Source organism: Jiangella endophytica, from assembly GCF_003427025.1.
Lineage (GTDB): Bacteria > Actinomycetota > Actinomycetes > Jiangellales > Jiangellaceae > Jiangella > Jiangella endophytica.
Genome location: NZ_QVAI01000006.1, coordinates 85,327 through 103,955, shown reverse-complemented (window position 1 = coordinate 103,955; position 18,629 = coordinate 85,327). Strand labels below are relative to the sequence as shown.

The 18,629-nt window shown below is 71.9% G+C and carries 21 protein-coding genes and 1 riboswitch; of the genes, 11 read left to right on the top strand and 10 right to left on the bottom strand.

Annotated elements, in window-relative coordinates:
• Positions 1-3 precede the first annotated feature (3 nt).
• From DZA62_RS14405 to DZA62_RS14390, 4 genes are all read right to left on the bottom strand, one after another.
• Positions 4-2,442 carry a GH116 family glycosyl-hydrolase gene (locus DZA62_RS14405; protein ID WP_116949595.1) on the bottom strand — a complete coding sequence of 813 codons (2,439 nt, stop codon included), beginning with the start codon at positions 2,440-2,442 and terminating at the stop codon, positions 4-6.
• Between the two features lie 32 nt (positions 2,443-2,474).
• A complete protein-coding gene (locus tag DZA62_RS14400) occupies positions 2,475-3,035 on the bottom strand; it encodes a class I SAM-dependent methyltransferase (protein ID WP_116949594.1) in 561 nt (186 codons plus the stop codon).
• A 772-nt stretch (positions 3,036-3,807) separates the two neighbouring features.
• Positions 3,808-4,083 (bottom strand): hypothetical protein, encoded by a 276-nt coding sequence (locus tag DZA62_RS14395; RefSeq protein ID WP_116949593.1) that lies wholly within the window; start codon positions 4,081-4,083, stop codon positions 3,808-3,810.
• Between the two features lie 20 nt (positions 4,084-4,103).
• Positions 4,104-5,672: a family 10 glycosylhydrolase gene (locus DZA62_RS14390; RefSeq protein WP_116949592.1), complete on the bottom strand. Its 1,569-nt coding sequence runs from the start codon at positions 5,670-5,672 to the stop codon at positions 4,104-4,106.
• Between the two features lie 82 nt (positions 5,673-5,754).
• Between DZA62_RS14390 and DZA62_RS14385 the strand changes: the two genes are divergently transcribed.
• The gene (locus tag DZA62_RS14385; RefSeq protein ID WP_198663765.1) at positions 5,755-6,477 is read left to right on the top strand and encodes a GntR family transcriptional regulator; all 723 of its coding nucleotides are present in this window, start codon (positions 5,755-5,757) and stop codon (positions 6,475-6,477) included.
• Complete coding sequence (locus DZA62_RS14380; protein WP_116949590.1) at positions 6,474-7,376, top strand: N-acetylmuramic acid 6-phosphate etherase; 903 nt, start codon at positions 6,474-6,476, stop codon at positions 7,374-7,376. The genes DZA62_RS14385 and DZA62_RS14380 overlap by 4 nt, the downstream gene beginning before the upstream one ends.
• A 16-nt stretch (positions 7,377-7,392) precedes the next feature.
• Here DZA62_RS14380 and DZA62_RS14375 read toward each other — a convergent pair whose 3' ends face one another.
• From DZA62_RS14375 to DZA62_RS36375, 3 genes are read right to left on the bottom strand one after another with little or no spacing between them, the layout of a single operon-like run.
• Positions 7,393-7,713, bottom strand: coding sequence for a DUF202 domain-containing protein (locus tag DZA62_RS14375; protein WP_116949589.1), 321 nt, complete (start codon positions 7,711-7,713; stop codon positions 7,393-7,395).
• A 2-nt stretch (positions 7,714-7,715) separates the two neighbouring features.
• Entirely contained in the window at positions 7,716-8,102 is a 387-nt protein-coding gene (locus DZA62_RS14370; protein WP_116949588.1) for a YidH family protein, read from the bottom strand.
• Entirely contained in the window at positions 8,099-8,980 is an 882-nt protein-coding gene (locus DZA62_RS36375) for a hypothetical protein (protein ID WP_198663764.1), read from the bottom strand. Before DZA62_RS36375 ends, DZA62_RS14370 begins: the two co-directional genes overlap by 4 nt.
• Before the next feature lie 276 nt (positions 8,981-9,256).
• Between DZA62_RS36375 and DZA62_RS14360 the strand changes: the two genes are divergently transcribed.
• A complete protein-coding gene (locus tag DZA62_RS14360; RefSeq protein ID WP_157987679.1) occupies positions 9,257-9,460 on the top strand; it encodes a hypothetical protein in 204 nt (67 codons plus the stop codon).
• A gap of 8 nt (positions 9,461-9,468) precedes the next feature.
• On the opposite strand, the gene DZA62_RS14355 is transcribed toward DZA62_RS14360, so the two are convergent.
• Entirely contained in the window at positions 9,469-10,914 is a 1,446-nt protein-coding gene (locus tag DZA62_RS14355; protein WP_116949586.1) for an alpha,alpha-trehalose-phosphate synthase (UDP-forming), read from the bottom strand.
• A 23-nt stretch (positions 10,915-10,937) separates the two neighbouring features.
• On the opposite strand from DZA62_RS14355, the gene DZA62_RS14350 reads away from it, so the two are divergent.
• The 7 genes from DZA62_RS14350 (at position 10,938) to DZA62_RS14320 (ending at position 15,070) form a co-directional block, all read left to right on the top strand.
• Positions 10,938-11,192, top strand: a complete 255-nt coding sequence (locus DZA62_RS14350; protein ID WP_116949585.1) for a DUF3263 domain-containing protein — start codon at positions 10,938-10,940, stop codon at positions 11,190-11,192.
• A 188-nt stretch (positions 11,193-11,380) separates the two neighbouring features.
• Positions 11,381-11,929 (top strand): LytR C-terminal domain-containing protein, encoded by a 549-nt coding sequence (locus tag DZA62_RS14345; RefSeq protein ID WP_116949584.1) that lies wholly within the window; start codon positions 11,381-11,383, stop codon positions 11,927-11,929.
• Entirely contained in the window at positions 11,926-12,705 is a 780-nt protein-coding gene (otsB, locus tag DZA62_RS14340; RefSeq protein ID WP_198663763.1) for a trehalose-phosphatase, read from the top strand. The genes DZA62_RS14345 and otsB overlap by 4 nt, the downstream gene beginning before the upstream one ends.
• A gap of 28 nt (positions 12,706-12,733) precedes the next feature.
• On the top strand, positions 12,734-12,937 hold the full coding sequence (locus DZA62_RS14335; protein ID WP_198663762.1) for a ribbon-helix-helix protein, CopG family: 204 nt from the start codon (positions 12,734-12,736) through the stop codon (positions 12,935-12,937).
• A complete protein-coding gene (locus DZA62_RS14330; protein WP_116949583.1) occupies positions 12,934-13,314 on the top strand; it encodes a type II toxin-antitoxin system death-on-curing family toxin in 381 nt (126 codons plus the stop codon). Before DZA62_RS14335 ends, DZA62_RS14330 begins: the two co-directional genes overlap by 4 nt.
• A gap of 90 nt (positions 13,315-13,404) precedes the next feature.
• A riboswitch (SAM riboswitch) is annotated at positions 13,405-13,520 on the top strand.
• Positions 13,521-13,535: 15 nt separating this feature from the next.
• Positions 13,536-14,783, top strand: a complete 1,248-nt coding sequence (gene thrC, locus DZA62_RS14325; RefSeq protein WP_116949582.1) for a threonine synthase — start codon at positions 13,536-13,538, stop codon at positions 14,781-14,783.
• Between the two features lie 2 nt (positions 14,784-14,785).
• Positions 14,786-15,070 (top strand): ubiquitin-like small modifier protein 1, encoded by a 285-nt coding sequence (locus tag DZA62_RS14320; protein WP_116949581.1) that lies wholly within the window; start codon positions 14,786-14,788, stop codon positions 15,068-15,070.
• A gap of 99 nt (positions 15,071-15,169) precedes the next feature.
• On the opposite strand, the gene DZA62_RS36370 is transcribed toward DZA62_RS14320, so the two are convergent.
• Both DZA62_RS36370 and DZA62_RS14315 read right to left on the bottom strand, forming a co-directional pair.
• Positions 15,170-15,325: a hypothetical protein gene (locus DZA62_RS36370; protein ID WP_198663761.1), complete on the bottom strand. Its 156-nt coding sequence runs from the start codon at positions 15,323-15,325 to the stop codon at positions 15,170-15,172.
• A gap of 4 nt (positions 15,326-15,329) precedes the next feature.
• Positions 15,330-16,067: a class E sortase gene (locus DZA62_RS14315; RefSeq protein WP_116949580.1), complete on the bottom strand. Its 738-nt coding sequence runs from the start codon at positions 16,065-16,067 to the stop codon at positions 15,330-15,332.
• A gap of 136 nt (positions 16,068-16,203) precedes the next feature.
• On the opposite strand from DZA62_RS14315, the gene DZA62_RS14310 reads away from it, so the two are divergent.
• Complete coding sequence (locus tag DZA62_RS14310) at positions 16,204-18,555, top strand: Ig-like domain-containing protein (RefSeq protein WP_157987678.1); 2,352 nt, start codon at positions 16,204-16,206, stop codon at positions 18,553-18,555.
• The last annotated feature ends 74 nt before the right edge of the window (positions 18,556-18,629 follow it).

Below are 18,629 nucleotides of genomic sequence, written 5' to 3'. Positions count from 1 at the left end.
TGGCTATGACATCCGATGACCGCCTACGGTTGCATCGGCGGTCTCACCGGTTGAGAGTACGCGGCCGGGCAGCGGCGCGGTGCCGATCCCGTCGATCGTCAGCGTGTCCGCCCGCAACCGGCCGCCGCGCACCGCCACGCTCACTCGCACGCCGTCGTCAGACGGCGCCTGGGTCGCCGTGCCCCAGGCGTCGCCGCTCGCCCAGAACCACGTGACGGGGCCGTCCGTCAGGTCCGCGGCCGCGAAGCGGAGCGTGCCGCGGGCGCCGTCGTACCCGAAGCCGGTCAGCGCGGTGACGGTGCCCCAGGCGGCCATCGCACGCACGTAGTGGTGCCCGCATTCGGCCTCGTCGAACGGGTTGCGTCGGCGGCCGTCGAACCGGCTGCGCACCGCCTCGACGACCCGGACCGCCTCGTCGGTCAGCCCGGCCTGGAACAGGCCGATCGCCGCGGTGTACTCCAGGCCGGTCCACACCTCGGCGAAGTACGGGAACGGCCGGGCCGGACGGTTGCCGTGCGGGTACGACGCGACCAGCAGGCCCGGCTCGCCGGCCAGCGCGTAGCTGCGCTTGGGGTTGAACGGGGCGCCGGGCGCGGTGCGGTCGTTGTGCCGCAGGATGCTGCGCAGCGTCGTGCGCACGTGGCCGGTGTCGAGCAGGTCGCCGAGCCCGGTGAGCCGGGCGACGTGCTGGCCGACCAGCTGGTCGGTGAGGCAGCCGTCGCCGATCTGCAGCTCCGGCTCGGTCAGGTCGCGGGCACCGATGCCGGGCAGCCGCAGCCCCGGCGCGATGGCGTCCTCGCTGCCCGGTGGGCGGATCTCGTGCCGGTAGTACTCGCCGTTGAACAGGTGGGCGTCGATCCAGTCGCTGCCGCGAGCGAACAGGTCCGCGCAGTCGGCGGCGAACGCGTCGTCGCCGAGGTGCCGGGCCATCTCCTCGCCGGCCCGCAGCGCGGCCAGATACCACGTCCCGACCTGCGGATTCGGCCCGAAGTACTCGACGTCCATGGTGTTGTGCTGGGAGCCCTCCATGACGCCGTCGCGGTCGGCGTCCCAGCCGCCGGGGATCCAGGCGAACTCCAGCGCTCGCCGGGCGGCCGGCCACAGCGAGCGCAGCAGCTCGTCGTCGCCGCTGAGCAGCCACTCGCGGTGCAGCTTCACCAGGCAGCCCATCTGACCGTCGGCAGCGGCCACGCCGTGCTCGCGGGACCGGTCCAGCGGCAGCTCCAGCCGGAAGCTCATGTGACCGTCGGCGCCGGTGGCGTACCCGAACTCCAGCTCGCGCATCGACCGGGCCAGCTCGCCGAACAGGTAGGGCGTCGTGTGTTCGTAGTTCCACACGTGCGTGCAGTTGCCGTAGCAGCTTCCGCTGTCGTCGTGGCAGCCCTCCCAGCCGTAGAACCGGCCGTCCGGGGTGCGGAAGCAGGTCGGCGAGCGCAGCGTGCTGACGTTGGCCAGGGCCGCCTCGACCACGACGGCGGGCAGGTCGCTGCCGGTCAGTGCTTCGACGAAGGCGACGGTACGGTCCTCGAGGTCGGCCAGTTTCGGCGCCGTCGCCGTGACGACGTCCCAGGCGTCCTCGTACAGCGACGTGTAGTGGTTGCCGATGATCGTCTCGCCGCGCCAGTCGCGGCGGTTCGGGAAGTGCCAGGTCAGCAGGTACGTGAACGCGTGTGTCTCGCCCGGCCGGAGCGTGCGCAGCGCGGCGACGGAGGCCACCGGCTCGCCGTCCGCGGGCCGCTCGTCCAGCCGGCCGTCGGCGGCGAGGTCGTCCCAGAAGTCCAGCAGCGGGCCGCCCCAGCTGGATCCGGCCCACGTCGTGCGGACCGTGACGTCGTCCTCGTCGAGGACGGCCAGCGCCAGCGAGCCCCAGCGCTCGGCGTCCTCGTCACCGCCGGACCGGAGCAGGACGCCCTGGCCGCGGCCCTCGTTGCTCGGCTGCTCACCGGGGTTGCGGACGCTGCCGGCGACGGTGACGTCCAACGGCTCGGCGCCGGTGTTCGTGACGGCGTACCGCAGCACCGCGACCGGCAGTGAGCTGGCCTCGACGTCGGCCGGGACCAGCGGGTTGAACGCCTGCAGCCGCACCGTCACCGGCACGGCCGGATCGGTCAGCAGGACCTGGCCGAGCGGGTAGGCGGCCAGGAACTCCGACCGAGCGAACCGCGGCAGGCTGTGGTTGGGCACCGCGGCGCCCTCCCAGCCCTCGTACAGGACCGGGTCGATCGGCCCCTCCAGCGCCCGGACGGCGTCGCCCGCGCGGATGGCGAAGAAGCTGTCACGCGGCGCGAAGCCCTTCGCCGGCTGGTTGCGCAGTTCCCAGTCGCGCAGGTCGCCGCGGCCGCCGAGCGAGACCGTCCCCGTGCCGATGCCGCCGAGCGGCAGCGCGATGCGCAGCGAGTGGTCGGCGTCGTACCGGCGCAGGACCGGCCATTCCGTCGTCATGGTTCGACGACAACGTGCAACCGCATTCCATGTCAAGCCGCGAGCGGTCGCTCCGACACGATGACGGCGACCGTCTTGCGGCCGACCCGTCGCTCGACCGTCTCGACGCCGGTCTGCCCGACGGCCGCCAGCCGGTCCGCCACGTCGCCGATCTGCGCCGGCGTGATGCCGTGCCCGGGGCGGTCGAGCAGCCGCTCGGCGAGCAGCAACCGGCCGCCCGGCGCCAGCTTCGCGGTGAGCGTGGCCAGCCCGGCGTCGCGGTCGTCCCAGTGGTGCATCGAGGCGAGTGTGTAGATGACCGCGAACGAGCCGTCGGCGAACGGGACGTCCTCGGCGCCGGCCACCCGGACGTCGGCGCCGGGCACCCGCTTGCGGGCCATCGCGACGAACGTCTCGGACGGGTCGACCGCGGCGACGTGCTCGGCGCCGGCGCGCCGGGCGGCCAGTTCGAGCGCGACCCCCGGCCCGCAGCCGACCTCCAGGACCGGCTCGCCGGCGCGCGGGTCGGCGAGGTCGACCACCGTCCGGTTCGTCTCCGGGTGGCGGTTGAGCCAGGCGTAGAGTCGCGCGCCGACGGCGCCGAAGCTGCTCATGGTCCCGAGGATAGGGCGTCACCCCGGGTCGCAGCGCCTGGCAGCCGGCCCGTCGGACCGGTGCACGCGCCGGCCGGCCTGGCCCACGTGTCGGCCGGCCTGGTCTGCGCACTGGTCGGCTTGGCTTCTCGTTGACTGGCCGACCGTTGGCCGGGTATGCCGCGTTCGCCGTCCCCCTGGCGCCCATTCTCTTAGCCGGAAGCACGCGCCTCAAGCGGACCCATTGGCGCTTCGCGCGGGCGAATGGTCCGCTTGACCCGCGCACTCCCGGCCAAGAACGGGCACCTATCAGGGGGACGGGGGAGTCTGGGCACGCCTCGGGGTTCGCTGCTGTCGCCTCGGCCCGTTGTGGCACCCCACCACCGAGTTGATCATGGAGAAATCGGGGTTCCCAGTGCGCCGGAACCCCGATTTCTCCATGATCAACAGCTGGCGGGACGGTCTTCACGCGGGCCGGGTGCACCTCACCCGCGCCAGGACCGCATAGCCGCCGCCGACGGCCGCCATGCGGCGCTACGGCGGGTGAGGTGCCCGCCACGCGAGTGACGCCGCCGACCCGGGCCGACCTCGATAGCCAGAACCACGCGATCAGCCCACCACCGGCACACAAAACGGCACTCCGGCTATCGAAGACCAGCCAACGGGCAACGGGCAGCCGCGACCACGCCGCCGACACGAACAGTGCACCGGCGAACGGTGCACCGGGCGGGCTCTGCCCGCACTTCCCCCGTCCCCCTGATAGCTGCCCGTTCTTAGACCGCCATGCCGCGGGTCAAGCGGTCACCCATCGCGCGAAGCGCCACTGGGTCCGCTTGAGGCGCGGTGCCGCGGCTAAGAAAATGGGCAGCAGGGGGACGGCCAACGTGGCCACACCGGCGAACCGCCGCACGACGGCGAACCGCCGCACGACGGCGAACCGCCGCACGACGGCGAACCGCCGCACGACGGCGAACCGCCGCACGACGGCGAACCGCCGCACGACGGCGAACCGCCGCACGACGGCCAACGGCCGCACGACGGCCAACGGCGGCCAAGCGGTGAACCGCACGCGGACGCCCCACCACCGGGTTACGGCAGCGGGATGAACGGCGGCGTGCGCGTGCCGGTCAGCTCGCCGGCTCGGACGCGGACCACGCTGAGCGGCGCCCCCACGACACGATCGGGCAGGTCGTAGCGGGCGAGATAGACGCCGGGCGGCACGTCGACGAAGCCGAACCAGCCGGAGCCGTCGCTGACCTGCGTTCGCGTCTCGCCGCTGCCGGCCACCGGCTCCAGCGTGACGGTGACGCCGTCGAGCGCGGCGCCGGTGCGCAGCCGCAGCGTGCCGGCCACGTTCCCCGTCGCCGGGTCGTCCTTCCACGGCATCGACGGGACGGCGGCATCGCCGGCGAACGGGGCGTCCGGTCCGGTGGTGAGCGCGGCGGCCAGCGCGGCCCGCTCGGCGTCCTTCACCTGCGCCGACCCGCTGGCCGCGGTGAGCGACGCGTTGGCGTAGGAGTAGCCGCTCCAGCCGGCGACCGTGTTGCCGGCCGCTGTCGGCGTGAGCAGGTCGCGCACCTGCTGGACGCTGTCGTCGACCTCGTTGAGGTAGAGCGCCGGGCCGGAGACCGTCTGCCGGTCGCCCTGCCAGTCGGCCAGCACCTCGTTCCACTCGGCGAACATCTGCGCTTGGTCGGGCATCCACTCGCGCTTGTAGTTCATCGCGACGACGGTGTCGATGATCCCCTCGTCCAGCCAGCCCTTCCAGTCCTGCAGCACCTCGGCGTACGTGCGGGTCTGCTCCCAGCCGCCGACGCTCTGCGGGCCGAAGCCGTAGGTGATGCCGTCGTTGCTCAGCCGGACGGTCGGGTCGATCTCGAAGATGCCGAGGTAGATGCGGCGCACGATGCTGGTGATCTGCTCGCGCCGCCACTCGGTGAATTCCGCGTCCGACGGCACAGGCACGTCGGTGCGGCCGGTGGCGGCCTGGAACCGGGCGATCGACGTCTCGCTGTAACCCCAGTCGCTGTGCGTGGTGGTCGAGTTGTGGTCGGGGTAGCGGATGTAGTCGAGGTTGATGCCGTCGACGTCGTACTCGCGGACGATGCTCTGGATCGCGCCGACCACGTAGTCGCGCGCCGCGGGGTTCGCGGGGTCGAGGAAGCTGTTGGCGCCGACCAGCTCGGTGCCGTCGACGCGCCGGTTGAGCCAGCGTTCGGCCCCGGTGGCGCTCGGGCCGTGCGTGTTGAAGACGTGCTCGGGCGAGCGCGGCGGCGTCGCGGAGTTCCACAGCGTGCCGAAGTTGACCCACGCGTGCACCTCGAGCCCGGCGGCGTGCGCCTGCTCGATGACCTCGTCCAGCGGGTCGTACGGCGCCGGCGCGATGGCGGCGTCGGTGCGCGGGTAGTCGGCCCGGTTGCAGAAGCAGTCGTAGCGGCGGGCCACCTGGACGATCAGCGCGTTCGCGTTGACCTCCAAGGCGTCGCCGACCAGCTCCTCGACCTGCGCGGGGGTGTAGATGCCCTCGTTGAAGGCGTCGACCCAGTAGCCGCGCCACTGCTCCTGCTCGGGGGCCGGATCGGCCGCGGCGGACGGCGCCGCGGCGATGGCCAGGACGAGTGCCACGATGACGGTAAGCCTGCGACGACGTCGGCTCACGCTGGTCCTCCTCGTTGGACTAGACCAATATGGGCCCCAAGTCTGGAAGACTTTGCCCGATACGTCTACAGGGGGTGCGGGCGTGGCGAAATACCATTCGATCCGGGACGAGATCCTCGACCTGGTCGCCGAGCTGAACGTCGGCGACGCGCTACCGGCGGAGCGGGCGCTGGCGCCGCGGTTCGGCGTCTCGCGCATGACGTTGCGCAGGGCCGTCGAGGAACTGGTTCGCGAGGGCCGCCTGGTCCGCCGCCAGGGCGCCGGCACGTTCGTCGCCGGTCCGAAGATCGCCCAGGGCCTCGCGGTCACGTCGTTCTCCGAGGACATGCGCCAGCGCGGCTCCGTCCCGTCCAGCCGCACGCTCGCCGTCGACGACGTGCTGGCCGGCGCCCCGCTGGGCCGCCGGCTGGAGATCTCGCCGGGCGAGAGCGTCGTCCGGGTGACCCGGCTGCGGCTGGCCGACGACGCGCCGATGGCGGTCGAGACGCTGCACGTCCCGCGCAGCATCGCGCCCGGGCTCGACGGCATGATGCTCGCCGACGGGTCGTTCTACGAGCTGCTGCACGACGTGTACGGGCTGGAGCTGTCCGGCGGCGTGCAGACCATCGAGGCGACCGTCACCGACGAGACCGAGTCGGAGTTGCTCGGCGTCCCGCTGCACTCGCCGGCGTTCCTCTTCGAGCGCATCTCCCGCGACACCGGGGGCCGTGTCGTCGAGTTCGTCCGGTCCGTCTACCGTGGCGACCGCTATCAGTTCCGTGTCGAGTTGCAGCCGGCCCGCAGGCCGGCGAGGACGGCCGAGTGACGAACTCCGAACTGGACCAGTTGGCCACCGAGGGCCGGCTGCCGGCCGCTGCCGGCCTCGATCTGCGCAGCACCCGCGAGCAGGTCGACCTCATGGCCGAGCAGGACCGGGTGGCCGTCGACGCCGTCGCCGCGACCCGCGACCAGCTCGTCGCGGCCATCGACGCGACGGTGGCCCGGCTGCGCCGCGGCGGCCGGCTGATCGAGGTGGGCGCCGGCACGCCCGGCCGGCTGGCCGTCCTCGACGTCGCCGAGTGCGGCCCCACGTTCGGCGTCGACGAGCGCCAGGTGGTCGCCGTCATGGCGGGTGGTTTCGGCGCGGTGCGCTCGGCGGCCGAGCACGACGAGGACGACCTCGACGGCGGCCGATCCGACCTGTCGGCGCTGAAGCCGGCGCCGGACGACGTCGTCGTCGCGGCGAGTGCGTCCGGGCGGACGCCGTACGTGCTGGGCGCGCTGGCCGCCGCTCGCGAGGCCGGCGCGTTCACCGTCGCCGTCGTCAACAATGCCGGTTCGCCGATCGCGGCCGCGTCCGACATCGCCGTCGAGGCGCTCACCGGGCCGGAGGTCGTGTCCGGCTCCACCCGGCTCAAGGCCGGTACCGCGGCCAAGCTGGTGCTCAACACCATCTCGACGCTGGTCATGGTGCAGCTCGGGCACACCCACGGCGACCTGATGATCGACGTGCGGGCCAGCAACGACAAGCTGCGCCGCCGGGCCCAGCGGATCGTCCAGGAGGCCACCGGCGAGTCCGCGGCGGCCGTCGCCGCGGCGCTGCGCTCCGCCGGAGACGAGACCAAGACGGCGACGGTCATGCTGCTGACCGGCGTCGACGCCGACGAGGCGCGCCGCCGGCTCGCGGCCGCCGGCGGCTACGTCCGGGCCGCCGTCGCGCCGTAGCCAGCCGTCCGGACGGTCAGGCCAGCGCGTAGGCGATCTCCAGGACCGCGAGCAGCAGCGTGACCATTGCGACCATCCCCGGGAGCTTGCCGTCGGGCAGCGCGCGGTCGGCGTGCAGCGCCTCGTTCGAGCGCTGGTAGCGCCGCCTGGCCAGCAGCAGGATCGCCACCGCGACCGGTGCCACCAGCAGGCCGAAGACCACCGCGGCCGGCCCGAGCGGCTCGGCTGCCAGCCGGGTGGCCAGGACCACGCCGACCAGGAGCGCGAGCGCCGTGCGGGTCCATGCCAGCGCGGTCCGCTCGTTCTGCGCGCCGTGGTCGTACGTCCGCTCGGCCATCGTCAGGGGGCGACCAGGACGACGACGATGACGATGGCCGCGACGGCCAGTCCGAACGCCAGCACCGGCGCCAGGGCGGGCGACGGCAGCGGCCGCGACTCGCGCAGGGCCCGCTCGGCCCGGGCCCAGCGGAAGAACGCCAGGATGCTGCACGAGGCGCCCAGCACCGACAGCGCCACGACGAGCACCAGCCGCAGCGCCGTGTGGTCGGGAATCTCCAGCGCCTCGAGCGCGATGCCGGCCGCCAGCAGCGCGAGTGCCGTGCGGATCCACGCCAGGAAGGTCCGCTCGTTGGCGAACGTGAACCGGGGGTCGGGCTCGCTGCCGGCCTCGTAAACGCTGCGCGGCCAGCGGCGGGAGGTGTCGTCGCGGTCCGCGCCGTCGGTCATGATCCGTCGCTCTCGATGTGGAGGGTCGCTCTCGATTGTGTCGGAGGCGTGCTGCGGCGGTGGCGACCGGCCCCCCGCTGGGACGGCAGCCGGATGTGTCCGGGCCGGCCGCCGTTGGTGCTGGCGGGGTCGGCGGGCGGCGGTGGCGGCGGGACGGCGTCCGTGGGCGTGGCCGGAGCGGACGGCAGGGCCGGCTGCGGCTGGGGGGGCGGTTCCGCCGGGCTGGCGGGCTCGGCCGGCGACCGCGGCTGGAGCGGCTCGGGATGGGGGAGGCCGGGTCCGAGCAGCTCCGGCCGCACGCCGTCGGGCCGGCCCGGCTCCGGGCGGACCGCGGGCTCGGGCCGGACCACGGCCGGTTCGGGCCGGACCACCGCTGGTTCAGGCCGGACTACGGTCGGCTCGGGATGAACGGCCGCCGGTTCGGGATCGACGGGCTCCGGCTCGGGGTCCGGCTCGGCCTGCGGACTCGGCTCTGGTTCGGGGTCCGGCTCGGCCTGCGGTGCGGCGGGCTCGGGGTCGGGCTCCGGGTCGTACTCGATCGGCCGCGTCTCACGGGTGCCGTCGGGCTCGACCACGGGCTCCGGGACGACGGCGCTGGGCTGGACCCGCCGCGCTCGCCGTCCGGCCCCGCGGGACGCTATGGGCTGGGCGAACGGGTCGGAGACGGGATCGAGCCACTCGATGCTGGTGGCGTCGCCGTGACCGTGCACGGCGACGAGGTCGTCGAGCGAGCTCCACAGGCTGGTGGCCGGATTGGCGGACGCCCACCGCAGCGCCACGTGGCCGTCGGCGAACACGACGCCGTAGGCCACCACCCCGACCCCGGAGACACCGGTGTAGTCGACGTGGCGGACGAGGGCGAACCGTCGTGGGAGCAATCGACCACCGTAACGTTGTGAACTCCGGGCAGGCCGGACGTCACCCCCGTGTCACTCTGGCCTGTGCAGCCCTCATCATCGTCGATGGCGCGCGATCCTGTCACGGCGGCCCGCCGGTGACACTCCGTCGCAGGGGTGCCACGCGGCTCCGGGGCCGGTCGGGTTACGGTACGTCCCGACTCTCGGTCAACCTTCTCAGGAGTGATCTCGATGGACCCTCGACTGCAGCCCCAGACTCCCGAAGTCGATCCCATGGTGACCACCGCGGTGATGAACGTGCGCGATCGTTTCGGCGCCGAGGGCCTGCGCGACCTTATGGCCCTCGCTCAGATGGAGCTGCGCAACGTCGAGGCGGCGGAGCGGCGGCTGGCCGCGCTGTCCGAGCCCGCGGCCGCTCCCGAGCCGGTCGACGCCGCGGACACGCAGGCCTGGCTGGCCTACACCGAGGTCGATCCGGAGGGGAGCGACGACCGCCGCTGACCTCGGAGTCAGATCGCCCGTAGCGCGGTCAGGATCTCGGTGGCCCAGCGGGCGATGTCGTGACTGGTCACACGGTCGCGCAGCAGCTTCATCCGCTGCTCGGCCTCGGCGGGGTCGAGCCGCATGGCGGTCAGCATGGTGCGCTTGAGTCCGTCGATGTCGTGCGGGTTGACGAGGAACGCGCCGTCGCCGAGTTCGTCGGCGGCGCCGGCGAACTCGGACAGGACGAGCGCGCCGCGCAGGTCGGAGCGGGCGCTCACGTACTCCTTGGCGACCAGGTTCATGCCGTCGCGGAGCGGTGTCACCACCATGACGTCGGCGGCCAGCAGCAGCGCGACCAACTCGGCGCGGTTGTACGACGAGTGCAGGTAGTGCACCGCGGGGTGCCCGATACGGCCGTAGTCGCCGTTGATGCGGCCGACCGCCAGTTCGACGTCGTCGCGCAGGGTCTGGTAGGCCTCGACCCGCTCGCGGCTGGGCGTGGCCACCTGGACCAGCACTGCTTCCTCGGGAGTGATGGCGCCCTGGGCGAGCAGCTCGCCGAACGCCTTGAGCCGGTGCGCGATGCCCTTGGTGTAGTCGAGCCGATCGACGCCGAGCAGGATGTACTGCGGCGACCCGACCTCCTCGCGGATGGTCGCGGCCCGCTGCCGCACCTCGGGATCGGCGGCCAGTCTCGCGACCTCCTCGACCTCGATCGAGATGGGGAACGCGCGGGAGAACACCTCACGGCCGTCCTCGAGCACCAGCGAACCACCCTGCAGTGCCGCCGTCGTGAAGGTCTCGGCCAGCGCCTCGAAGTTGCTGGCCGCGCCGCCCCGCTGGAATCCGACGAGGTCGGCGCCGAGCAGCCCTTCGAGGATCTGCCGCCGCCACGGCAGCTGCGCGAACAACTCGGTCGGCGGGAACGGGATGTGCAGGAAGAACCCGATCTTGAGGTCGGGTCGCAGCTCGCGCAGCAGCCGCGGGACCAGCTGCAGCTGGTAGTCCTGGATGAACACGACGGCGTTCTCGGCCGCCACCTCGGCCGCGGCCCGGGCGAAGCGCTGGTTGACGAGGCGGTAGGCGTCCCACCACTCGCGGTGGTACTCCGGCTGGACGATGACGTCGTGGTAGAGCGGCCATAGCGTGGCGTTGGAGAAGCCCTCGTAGTAGAGCGCGATCTCCTCGGCCGACAACGGCACGGGCACGAGGTCCATGTCGTCGGTGGAGAACGGTTCGGGTGCGTCGTCTGGCGAGCCGGTCCAGCCCACCCACGCACCGTCGTAGGCACGCATCACCGGTGCCAATGCGGTGACCAGTCCTCCGGGGCTCCTGCGCCAGGTGGTCGTGCCATCGGCAGTCGACACCCGATCGACCGGCAGCCGATTGGCGACTACGACGAAACTACTCGTTCCAGTCGTGGACAAATGGGGCCTCCTCGTGCCGACAACGGTAACCGAGTTGTGTTGCATGGTTGTCACAGCCCTTGCCTACGATGGCTGTCATGGACGACCACGAGCGCGAGATCCTCGACTTCGAGCACCGCTGGTGGAAGTACCCAGGCGCCAAGGAACAAGCCGTGCGTAGCGAGTTGGGAATCTCCGCGACGCGCTACTACCAGGTGCTGAACGCGCTGATCGACCAGCCCGAAGCGCTGGCCCACGACCCTCTGCTCGTACGGCGGCTGCGCCGGCAGCGGTCGCGGCGGCTGCGCACCCGATCGGGACGCCCGCTCGCTGCGGAGGCATGAGCGGCCGCGCCAGTCCATACGACAGTGTCGCTGATCTTGATCAAGGACGCCAGAGCTGGATGTCACCCGGGTCTCGGCCGTAGCTGGGCGCCGCCTGGGCGCTGCGCCGTATGGCATGTGTCTGGGAGACACACCCGAGTGCCTCGCTTCGGGCACGTCGCGTGCCGTACGCTCCTGACCCTGTGACGATGAGTGACCGACTCCAGCGGCTCTGGCCGTCGCTCGTCGCGCTCGTCGGCACGGTAGCGGTCGTCCTCGCACTGCTCTGGTATTTCGGTGACGACACCGAGGACAGCTCCCCCGACGACGTCGCGGCGGGGGACGTGACCGAGGACGAACCGCCGGCCACCGAGCCGCCGGCCACCGACACGCCGCCCGAGACCGAGGCGCCGCCCACCGAGGCGCCGACGGACGAGCCGACCGCGCCGGTGACGGCCGACCCGGACATCCGCGAGCCGCTCGGTGTGCTCAACCAGACCGGCGAGGCCGGGCTCGAGGAGACCGCCAGCGAGCGGTTCCAGGAGGGCGGCTGGGAGGTCGCCGCGATGAGCGAGTTCACCGGCAACGTCCCGGAGACCACGGTCTACGTGCCCGAGGGCATGGAAGAGGCGGCCGACGCGCTGGTGGCGCAGTTCCCCGAGATCGGGCGCGTCATGCCGAACGTCGAGCCGTTCAACGACACCCGCCTGGTCATCGTGCTCGTCGACGACTACCTCGACGAGGTCGAGTCGCAGTGACGCCGCAGTTGCACCGGCTGTCCGCGCGGCTGGACCGCACCCTCGTAGCGTTGGACTTCGACGGCGTCCTGTCGCCCATCGTGGCGGACCCCGCGAACGCCGTCGCGCTGCCCGGCACCGCCGACGTGCTGACGGCGGTCGCCGCGCGGGTCGCCCGGGTCGCCGTCGTGACCGGCCGGCCCGCGGCCGACGCCGTCCGCCTGGGCGGCCTGGCCGACGTGCCGGGTCTCGTGGTGCTCGGGCACTACGGCCTGCAGCGCTGGTCCGCCGGCGCTCTGGACACCCCTGCCAGCGACGACGGCGTCGACCTCGCCCGGCGGCGGGTGGCCGAGCTGGCCTCCGTCCGGCCCGGCGTCACGATCGAGGACAAGCACCACTCGGTCGCGCTGCACACCCGCTCCGCGCCCGACCCCGCGGCCGCGCTCGCCGAGCTGCGTCCGCACGCCGACGCCGTCGCGGCCGAGGCCGGGCTGCAGGTCACGCCCGGGCGGTTCGTGCTCGAGCTGCGCCCGGCGGGCGTCGACAAGGGCATGGCGATCCGGTCGTTGGTCGCCGAGACCGGCGCCACCGCCGTCCTCTACGCCGGCGACGACCTCGGTGACCTGCCCGCGGTCGCCGCGGTGCGCGAGCTGTCCGCGTCGACGGACCTCGAGGGCGTGGTCGTCTGCTCCGACGCCGAGGAGGCCTCGGCCGAGCTGCGCGCCGCCGCCGACGTCGTCGTCCCCGGGCCGCCCGGGGTGCAGGCCCTGCTCCGCGAGCTCGCCGCCCTCGACTGACCCGGTATCACCGCGGTATCATTGCTGCATGGCGATGACTCTCCGGCTCACCGAGGAAGAGACCGAGGCCCTGCGGAGCCTGGCGGAACTCGAACACCGATCGATGCAGGAAGTGGCTCGGCTGGCGATCAGCGAGCGCTTCGAGCGCACCCAGCGCGCCCGCCGCATCGAGGAGATCACCCGCGAGGGCATCGAGCGGCACGCCGGTCTCCTGGCGCGTCTCGCGGAATGACCGAGTACCTCACCCTCGAGGACGCGCTCAGGATCGCGGAGCTGACGCTCGGTCGCGCGCCCGAGGTGCGCGACCTCGGCCTGCTCGACGCGGCGGTGCACCGGCCCCGGACCTCGCTGTTCGGGGCCGATGCCTATCCCGACCTGCACACCAAGGCGGCGGCGCTGCTCGAGTCGGCGGTGCGCAATCACGCCCTGATCGACGGCAACAAGCGCTTGGGCTGGATGCTCTGCTACGACTTCTACGCCCTGAACGGCCATTTGCTCGCGCCCACCGAGGACGATGCCTACGACTTCGTGATCGCCGTGGCCGAGGGGAAGCCCGAGTTGGCGGCCATGGCGGCCTGGCTCGCTGACAACGCCGCGCCGCTCACTTGACGATCATCCACGATGCGATACAAAACTGTCTCGCATCGTGGATTAGTGCTGCCTGGATCCAAAACTGGCACGTAAGGTGACAACCAGTTGTCCTCATCCAGAGGAGCCGAGGGACCGGCCCGTCGAAGCTCCGGCAACCGTCCGCGTCGTTCAACGCGGTGACGGTGCCAATTCCGGCCCGCCCGACCAGGCGGGAGAGATGAGAAGGGGTCCGCAGCAGCATGACCGTCACCAGCACCACCTCCTTGGGGCGCGCCACGCATCTTTCATGTCGTGAGTGCGGCACCACCGTCGAGTTGGGCCCTTACTACGCGTGCCTGGAATGCTTCGGGCCGCTTGAGGTGGCCTACGATTTCGGCTCCATCACACGAGAGCGCATCGAGAGCGGCCCGCGGTCCATCTGGCGCTACCGCGACCTGCTGCCGGTCCCCGAGGCCGTCGCCGAGATCCCGAACACCGACCCGGGCTTCACCCCGCTGGTCCGTGCCGGCAACCTGGCCCGTGAACTCGGCCTGAAGAGCCTGTGGATCAAGAACGACGCCGCCAACCCCACACACTCCTTCAAGGACCGCGTGGTGGCCGTCGCGCTGGCGGCGGCGCGCGAGCTGGGTTTCAAGGTGCTGGCGTGTCCGTCCACCGGCAACCTCGCCAACGCGGTCGCCGCCGCGGCGGCCCGGGCCGGCATCCGCAGCTACGTGTTCATCCCGAGCAACCTCGAGCAGGCGAAGATCGTGACGAGCGCCGTCTACGGCACCACGCTGGTCGCCGTCGAGGGGAACTACGACGACGTCAACCGGCTGGCCTCGGAGCTGGCCGGCGAGCACGACGACTGGGCGTTCGTCAACGTCAACGTGCGGCCGTACTACGCCGAGGGCTCCAAGACGCTCGGCTACGAGACCACCGAGCAGCTGGGCTGGCGGCTGCCGAAGCAGGTCGTCATCCCGGTGGCCAGCGGCTCCCAGCTGACGAAGGTCGACAAGGCGTTCCGCGAGCTGGTCGAGCTCGGCCTGGTCGAGGGCGACGCGCCGGCCATCTTCGGTGCGCAGGCCACGGGCTGCTCGCCGGTCTCGGCGGCGTTCAAGGCCGGCCAGGACGTCGTCCGCCCGGTGCGGCCGGACACCATCGCGAAGTCACTGGCCATCGGCAATCCCGCCGACGGTCCGTACGTGCTCGACGTCGCGCGGCGCACGGGTGGCGCGGTCGAGGACGTCACCGACGAGGAAGTGGTCGAGGGCATCCGGCTGCTGGCCCGCACCGAGGGCATCTTCGCCGAGACCGCCGGTGGCGTCACCGTCGCCGTGCTGGCCAAGCTGCTGCGCGAGGGGAAGCTCGACCCCGACGCCGAGACCGTCATCTTCAACACCGGCGACGGGCTCAAGACGCTCGACGCCGTCTCGTCCGTGGTCGGCCCCGCCGGCACCATCGCACCCACTACCGAGGCGTTCCACAGCCTCGTCAACGGAGGCTGAACATGAGCGTCGCCGTACGTGTCCCGACCATCCTGCGCACCTACACCAAGGGCGAGTCCGACGTCAGCGTCGACGTGCCCGAGGGTGCGACGCTGGCCGACGTGCTCGGCGCGCTCGACGCCGCCTACCCGGGCATCGGCGCGCGCGTGCTCGACGACACCGGCCAGATCCGCCGCTTCGTCAACGTCTACGTGAACGAGGACGACGTGCGCTTCTCCGACGGCCTGCGGACGCCCACGCCCGCGGGTGCGAAGGTGTCGGTCATCCCGGCGGTGGCCGGCGGCTGACCGCCGCCCCACCGGAGAACTGCTCAGCGAGGTCACCGTCAGCCGACGGTGACCTCGCTGTGGTTGAAGGTCTCCGTCGGCCTGTGCGGAAGAGGCGGATCAGCCGACGGTCACTTCGCTGATGTTGAAGACGTCCTCCGCCCAGGGGAAGATCCAGATGAACAACGCGTAGACGATCGCGGCGATGAGGATCAGGTAGATCAGCAGCCGAAGGGGCCACGGTCCCGGCAGGTGCCGCCAAATCCAGGCGTACATCTGTCTAGATTTCCTCTCCGCCGATCAGGATCCCGGTCGCGTACATACGGTGTGACGAGCCCCAGCGCGGCCAGCAGGTGGTGAGCGTGATGCGTCGCTCGACCGGCTCGACCTCGTCGCCCTCGCCCGGCACAGGGTCGACCACCCAGCTGTCCCTGATGCCGATCTTGTTGCCGTCCGGGTCGCCGTTCGGTGCGTTGTCCAGTTCGTAGAGGTACGTGCCGGTGGCGGTCTCGATCTCGATGATGTCGCCGACCCGCAACTCGGGGAACTGGGCGAACGGCTCGCCGTGACCGGAACGGTGCGCGGCGATGGAGAAGTTCCCCATCTGCCCGGGGTCGACGGTGTCGAGGTAGTGACCGGGGCCGTTCTTGAGGTCGGGGTCCTCGGTGCCCTGGACGATGATCCACTCCCAGTCGTCGCCGAAGCGGGGGATGCGGATGATGCCGTAAGCGTCGCCGACCTCGAGCTGGTCCAGCGGGATCGGGTCCTTCTCGATCTGGCCGGCATCGAGGCCGAGCTGGTTGCGCAGATCGTCCTGCGCGTTGGCGGTCTGGATGCCGGTGCCCCACAGCGTGTAGACCACGAACAGCAGCACGACGGCCCCCGCGGTGAGCATGAACTCGCCGATGCCACCCGCGACGAGCGCGGCGACGTTGCGCCGGGGAGCCGGCTGGGAGGTCTTCTGGGGGGTCTGCCGCTGGGAGGCTCTACGGCGCCCCCGGGCCGCCTGGCGATGCATGTCCAAGAGCCTAACCGCCGACCCCCGGTGCCCGTGAGCTGATCTCGGCGAGAGGGGTCGAATCGGAAATCGGGTCTGCTACCGTACCGCGAGCATGTGCCCTGAGAATCGTTGAATCTTCAGGAGATATGAATTCATGAATCGCACATTGAAGCGGCGGCTGCTGGCCGCGGTGGCGGTGACCGGGACGGGCGCACTCGCGTTCGCCGGCGCTGTGCCGGCGAACGCCACTGATGATCTGACTGACCTCGTAGACCTCAAGTCGGACGAGGTGGTGGCCCGTTCTCTGGAGCTCGCCGCCGACCGCGCCGACCTTGCCGTCGACGCCGTCCGCGATCTGGTCGAGTCCGGCCAGGCCATCGTCGGCAACGGCGGCAACCTCTCGTACACCGACCGGTTCGGCGCACCCGACGACCACGGCCACTCGGACGAGCTGGCTCCGGCCGCCGACGTCCCGGGTGACCCCGCGGGCGGCTCGAAGCCGGGCGCACCGTTCACCGTCTACCTCGACTTCGACGGCGCGACCGTCGAGAACACCGAGTGGAACCGGTCCTATGAGGTGGACGTGTTCGAGCTGGCCGCCAACGCGGCCGCTTCGGACCCGGACTACGTGTACCAGGTGTGGGCGCGAGTGGCGGAGGACTATGCGCCCTTCGACGTCAACGTCACCACCACGGACCCGGGTGCCGACGCGCTGTACAAGACGTCCGAGGACGACGGCGAGTACGGCATGACGGCGGTCGTCACCGACACCACCGACATCGCGCCGGCCGAGGACGCCAGCGGGCGGGCCTGGGTGGGCGGGTTCGGCAACGAGTTCCTGTCGCCGGCCATGATCTTCGCGCCCATCGCGCGCGACAGCAACGCCCCCGACGTCGGCAACATCGTCTCGCACGAGGTCGGTCACACGCTGAACCTGGCGCACGACGGCATCGGCGACGACGAGTACTACGGCGACACCCTGGCCGAGCCCACCTCGCTGTGGGGCCCGATCATGGGCGCGCCGTGGTCCACGCCGCTGTCGCAGTGGTCGCCCGGCGACTACGCCGGCGCCACCAACTCCGGCCAGGACGACCTCGCCGAGATCACCGCCGACACCACGCTGCAGACGGTCGCGGTGTTCGACGGCGACACGCTGTGGAACGACGTCTACTGCACCGACGCCGCGGACCCGAACAACCCGCAGCCCGGCGACTCCGCGTACAAGCCGGCCGGCCCCGACGCCACTCCGTGCTCCGAGGTCGGTGACCAGCTGACGCTGGAGTTCTACTACGCGGGCCGCACGGCCTACGCGGCCGACGACCACGGCGACGTCCTCGACGAGGGCACCGCGCTGGACAACTCGTCCGGCGAGTTCACCGCCGCGGGCGTCATCGGGCAGTCCGGCGAGCGCGACGTGTTCTCGATCGTCACCGGCGGCGGCCCGGTCACCGTGTCCGCCGAGGGCGCCACGGTCGGCAGCAATCTCGACCTGCGGCTGGAGCTGATCGACGCCGCCGGCGAGCTGGTCGCCGAGGCCAACCCCGAGACGGCCACCGACATCGCCAGCTCGCCCACCGACCGCACGGCCACCGGCCTGAACGCGCAGATCGAGGCCGAGCTGGAGACCGGTCTCTACTACGTGCGGGTCAGCGGCGTCGGCCAGGGCGACCCGGCGGCGAACACGCCGAGCAACGGCTCCGGCTACACCGAGTACGGCAGCCTGGGCAACTACACCGTGACCGGTACGGCCGCCGCGTTCGAGGCCGCGCCGATCACGATCATCTCGCCGGAGGACGGCGACGAGGTGCAGCCGTCGCCGGTGGAGATCACCGGCTCGGCCGAGCCCGGCTCGACGGTCACGCTCACGCTCGGCGACGAGGTCGTCGGCGAGGGCACCACCGACGACGAGGGCACCTGGAGCATCGTGCTCACCGCCGACCTGCCGTACGGCGAGTCGACGATCACCGCGCAGCAGACGGTCGGCACCATCGAGGTGCCGGAGACCGTGTCGGTCACGCTCGTGGTCCCGGTCGACCCGCCGACCATCGTGCGGCCGGTCGACGGCGACACCGCCACCACGGCGACGCCGACCTTCACCGGCGACGGCCTGCCCGGCGCCGCCGTGGAGCTGAGCATCACCTGTGGTGAGGAGACCTGGTCCGGCACGGCCGAGGTCGACGGCGAGGGCGCCTGGTCGTTCACGCCCGAGCAGAACCTCCCCAACGGTGAGTGCACGGTCACCGCGGTCCAGTCGATCAACGGCGTCACCTCGGCGCAGACCGACCCGGTGTCGTTCACCGTCGACGTCGCCGGCGGCGACGAGGGCGGCACCGACGACGGCGGCGAGGGTGGCACCGACGACGGTGGCGAAGGCGGCACCGAGGACGGCGACGACCTGCCGGACACCGGTACGTCGACGAACCTGTTCGTCCTGACCGCCGGCCTGCTGCTGCTCGGCCTGGGCGGCGCGCTGTACGCGCGCACCCGGCGCAGCGTGACCGGCTGACGTTCGACCCCTGCGACGGGGCCCGGGACCACGTGTCCCGGGCCCCGTCCGCGTTTCCGGACCGGTCCGCGCGA

Excerpts from the sequence above, each read along its gene's own strand:
- DZA62_RS14405 (WP_116949595.1), bottom strand. The coding sequence starts at position 2,442 with ATGACGACGGAATGGCCGGTCCTGCGCCGGTACGACGCCGACCACTCG.
- DZA62_RS14400 (WP_116949594.1), bottom strand. The coding sequence starts at position 3,035 with ATGAGCAGCTTCGGCGCCGTCGGCGCGCGACTCTACGCCTGGCTCAAC.
- DZA62_RS14375 (WP_116949589.1), bottom strand. The coding sequence starts at position 7,713 with ATGGCCGAGCGGACGTACGACCACGGCGCGCAGAACGAGCGGACCGCG.
- DZA62_RS14370 (WP_116949588.1), bottom strand. The coding sequence starts at position 8,102 with ATGACCGACGGCGCGGACCGCGACGACACCTCCCGCCGCTGGCCGCGC.
- DZA62_RS14355 (WP_116949586.1), bottom strand. The coding sequence starts at position 10,914 with ATGCAACACAACTCGGTTACCGTTGTCGGCACGAGGAGGCCCCATTTG.
- DZA62_RS14350 (WP_116949585.1), top strand. The coding sequence starts at position 10,938 with ATGGCTGTCATGGACGACCACGAGCGCGAGATCCTCGACTTCGAGCAC.
- DZA62_RS14345 (WP_116949584.1), top strand. The coding sequence starts at position 11,381 with ATGAGTGACCGACTCCAGCGGCTCTGGCCGTCGCTCGTCGCGCTCGTC.
- DZA62_RS14335 (WP_198663762.1), top strand. The coding sequence starts at position 12,734 with ATGGCGATGACTCTCCGGCTCACCGAGGAAGAGACCGAGGCCCTGCGG.
- DZA62_RS14330 (WP_116949583.1), top strand. The coding sequence starts at position 12,934 with ATGACCGAGTACCTCACCCTCGAGGACGCGCTCAGGATCGCGGAGCTG.
- thrC (WP_116949582.1), top strand. The coding sequence starts at position 13,536 with ATGACCGTCACCAGCACCACCTCCTTGGGGCGCGCCACGCATCTTTCA.
- DZA62_RS14320 (WP_116949581.1), top strand. The coding sequence starts at position 14,786 with ATGAGCGTCGCCGTACGTGTCCCGACCATCCTGCGCACCTACACCAAG.
- DZA62_RS36370 (WP_198663761.1), bottom strand. The coding sequence starts at position 15,325 with ATGTACGCCTGGATTTGGCGGCACCTGCCGGGACCGTGGCCCCTTCGG.
- DZA62_RS14315 (WP_116949580.1), bottom strand. The coding sequence starts at position 16,067 with ATGCATCGCCAGGCGGCCCGGGGGCGCCGTAGAGCCTCCCAGCGGCAG.
- DZA62_RS14310 (WP_157987678.1), top strand. The coding sequence starts at position 16,204 with ATGAATCGCACATTGAAGCGGCGGCTGCTGGCCGCGGTGGCGGTGACC.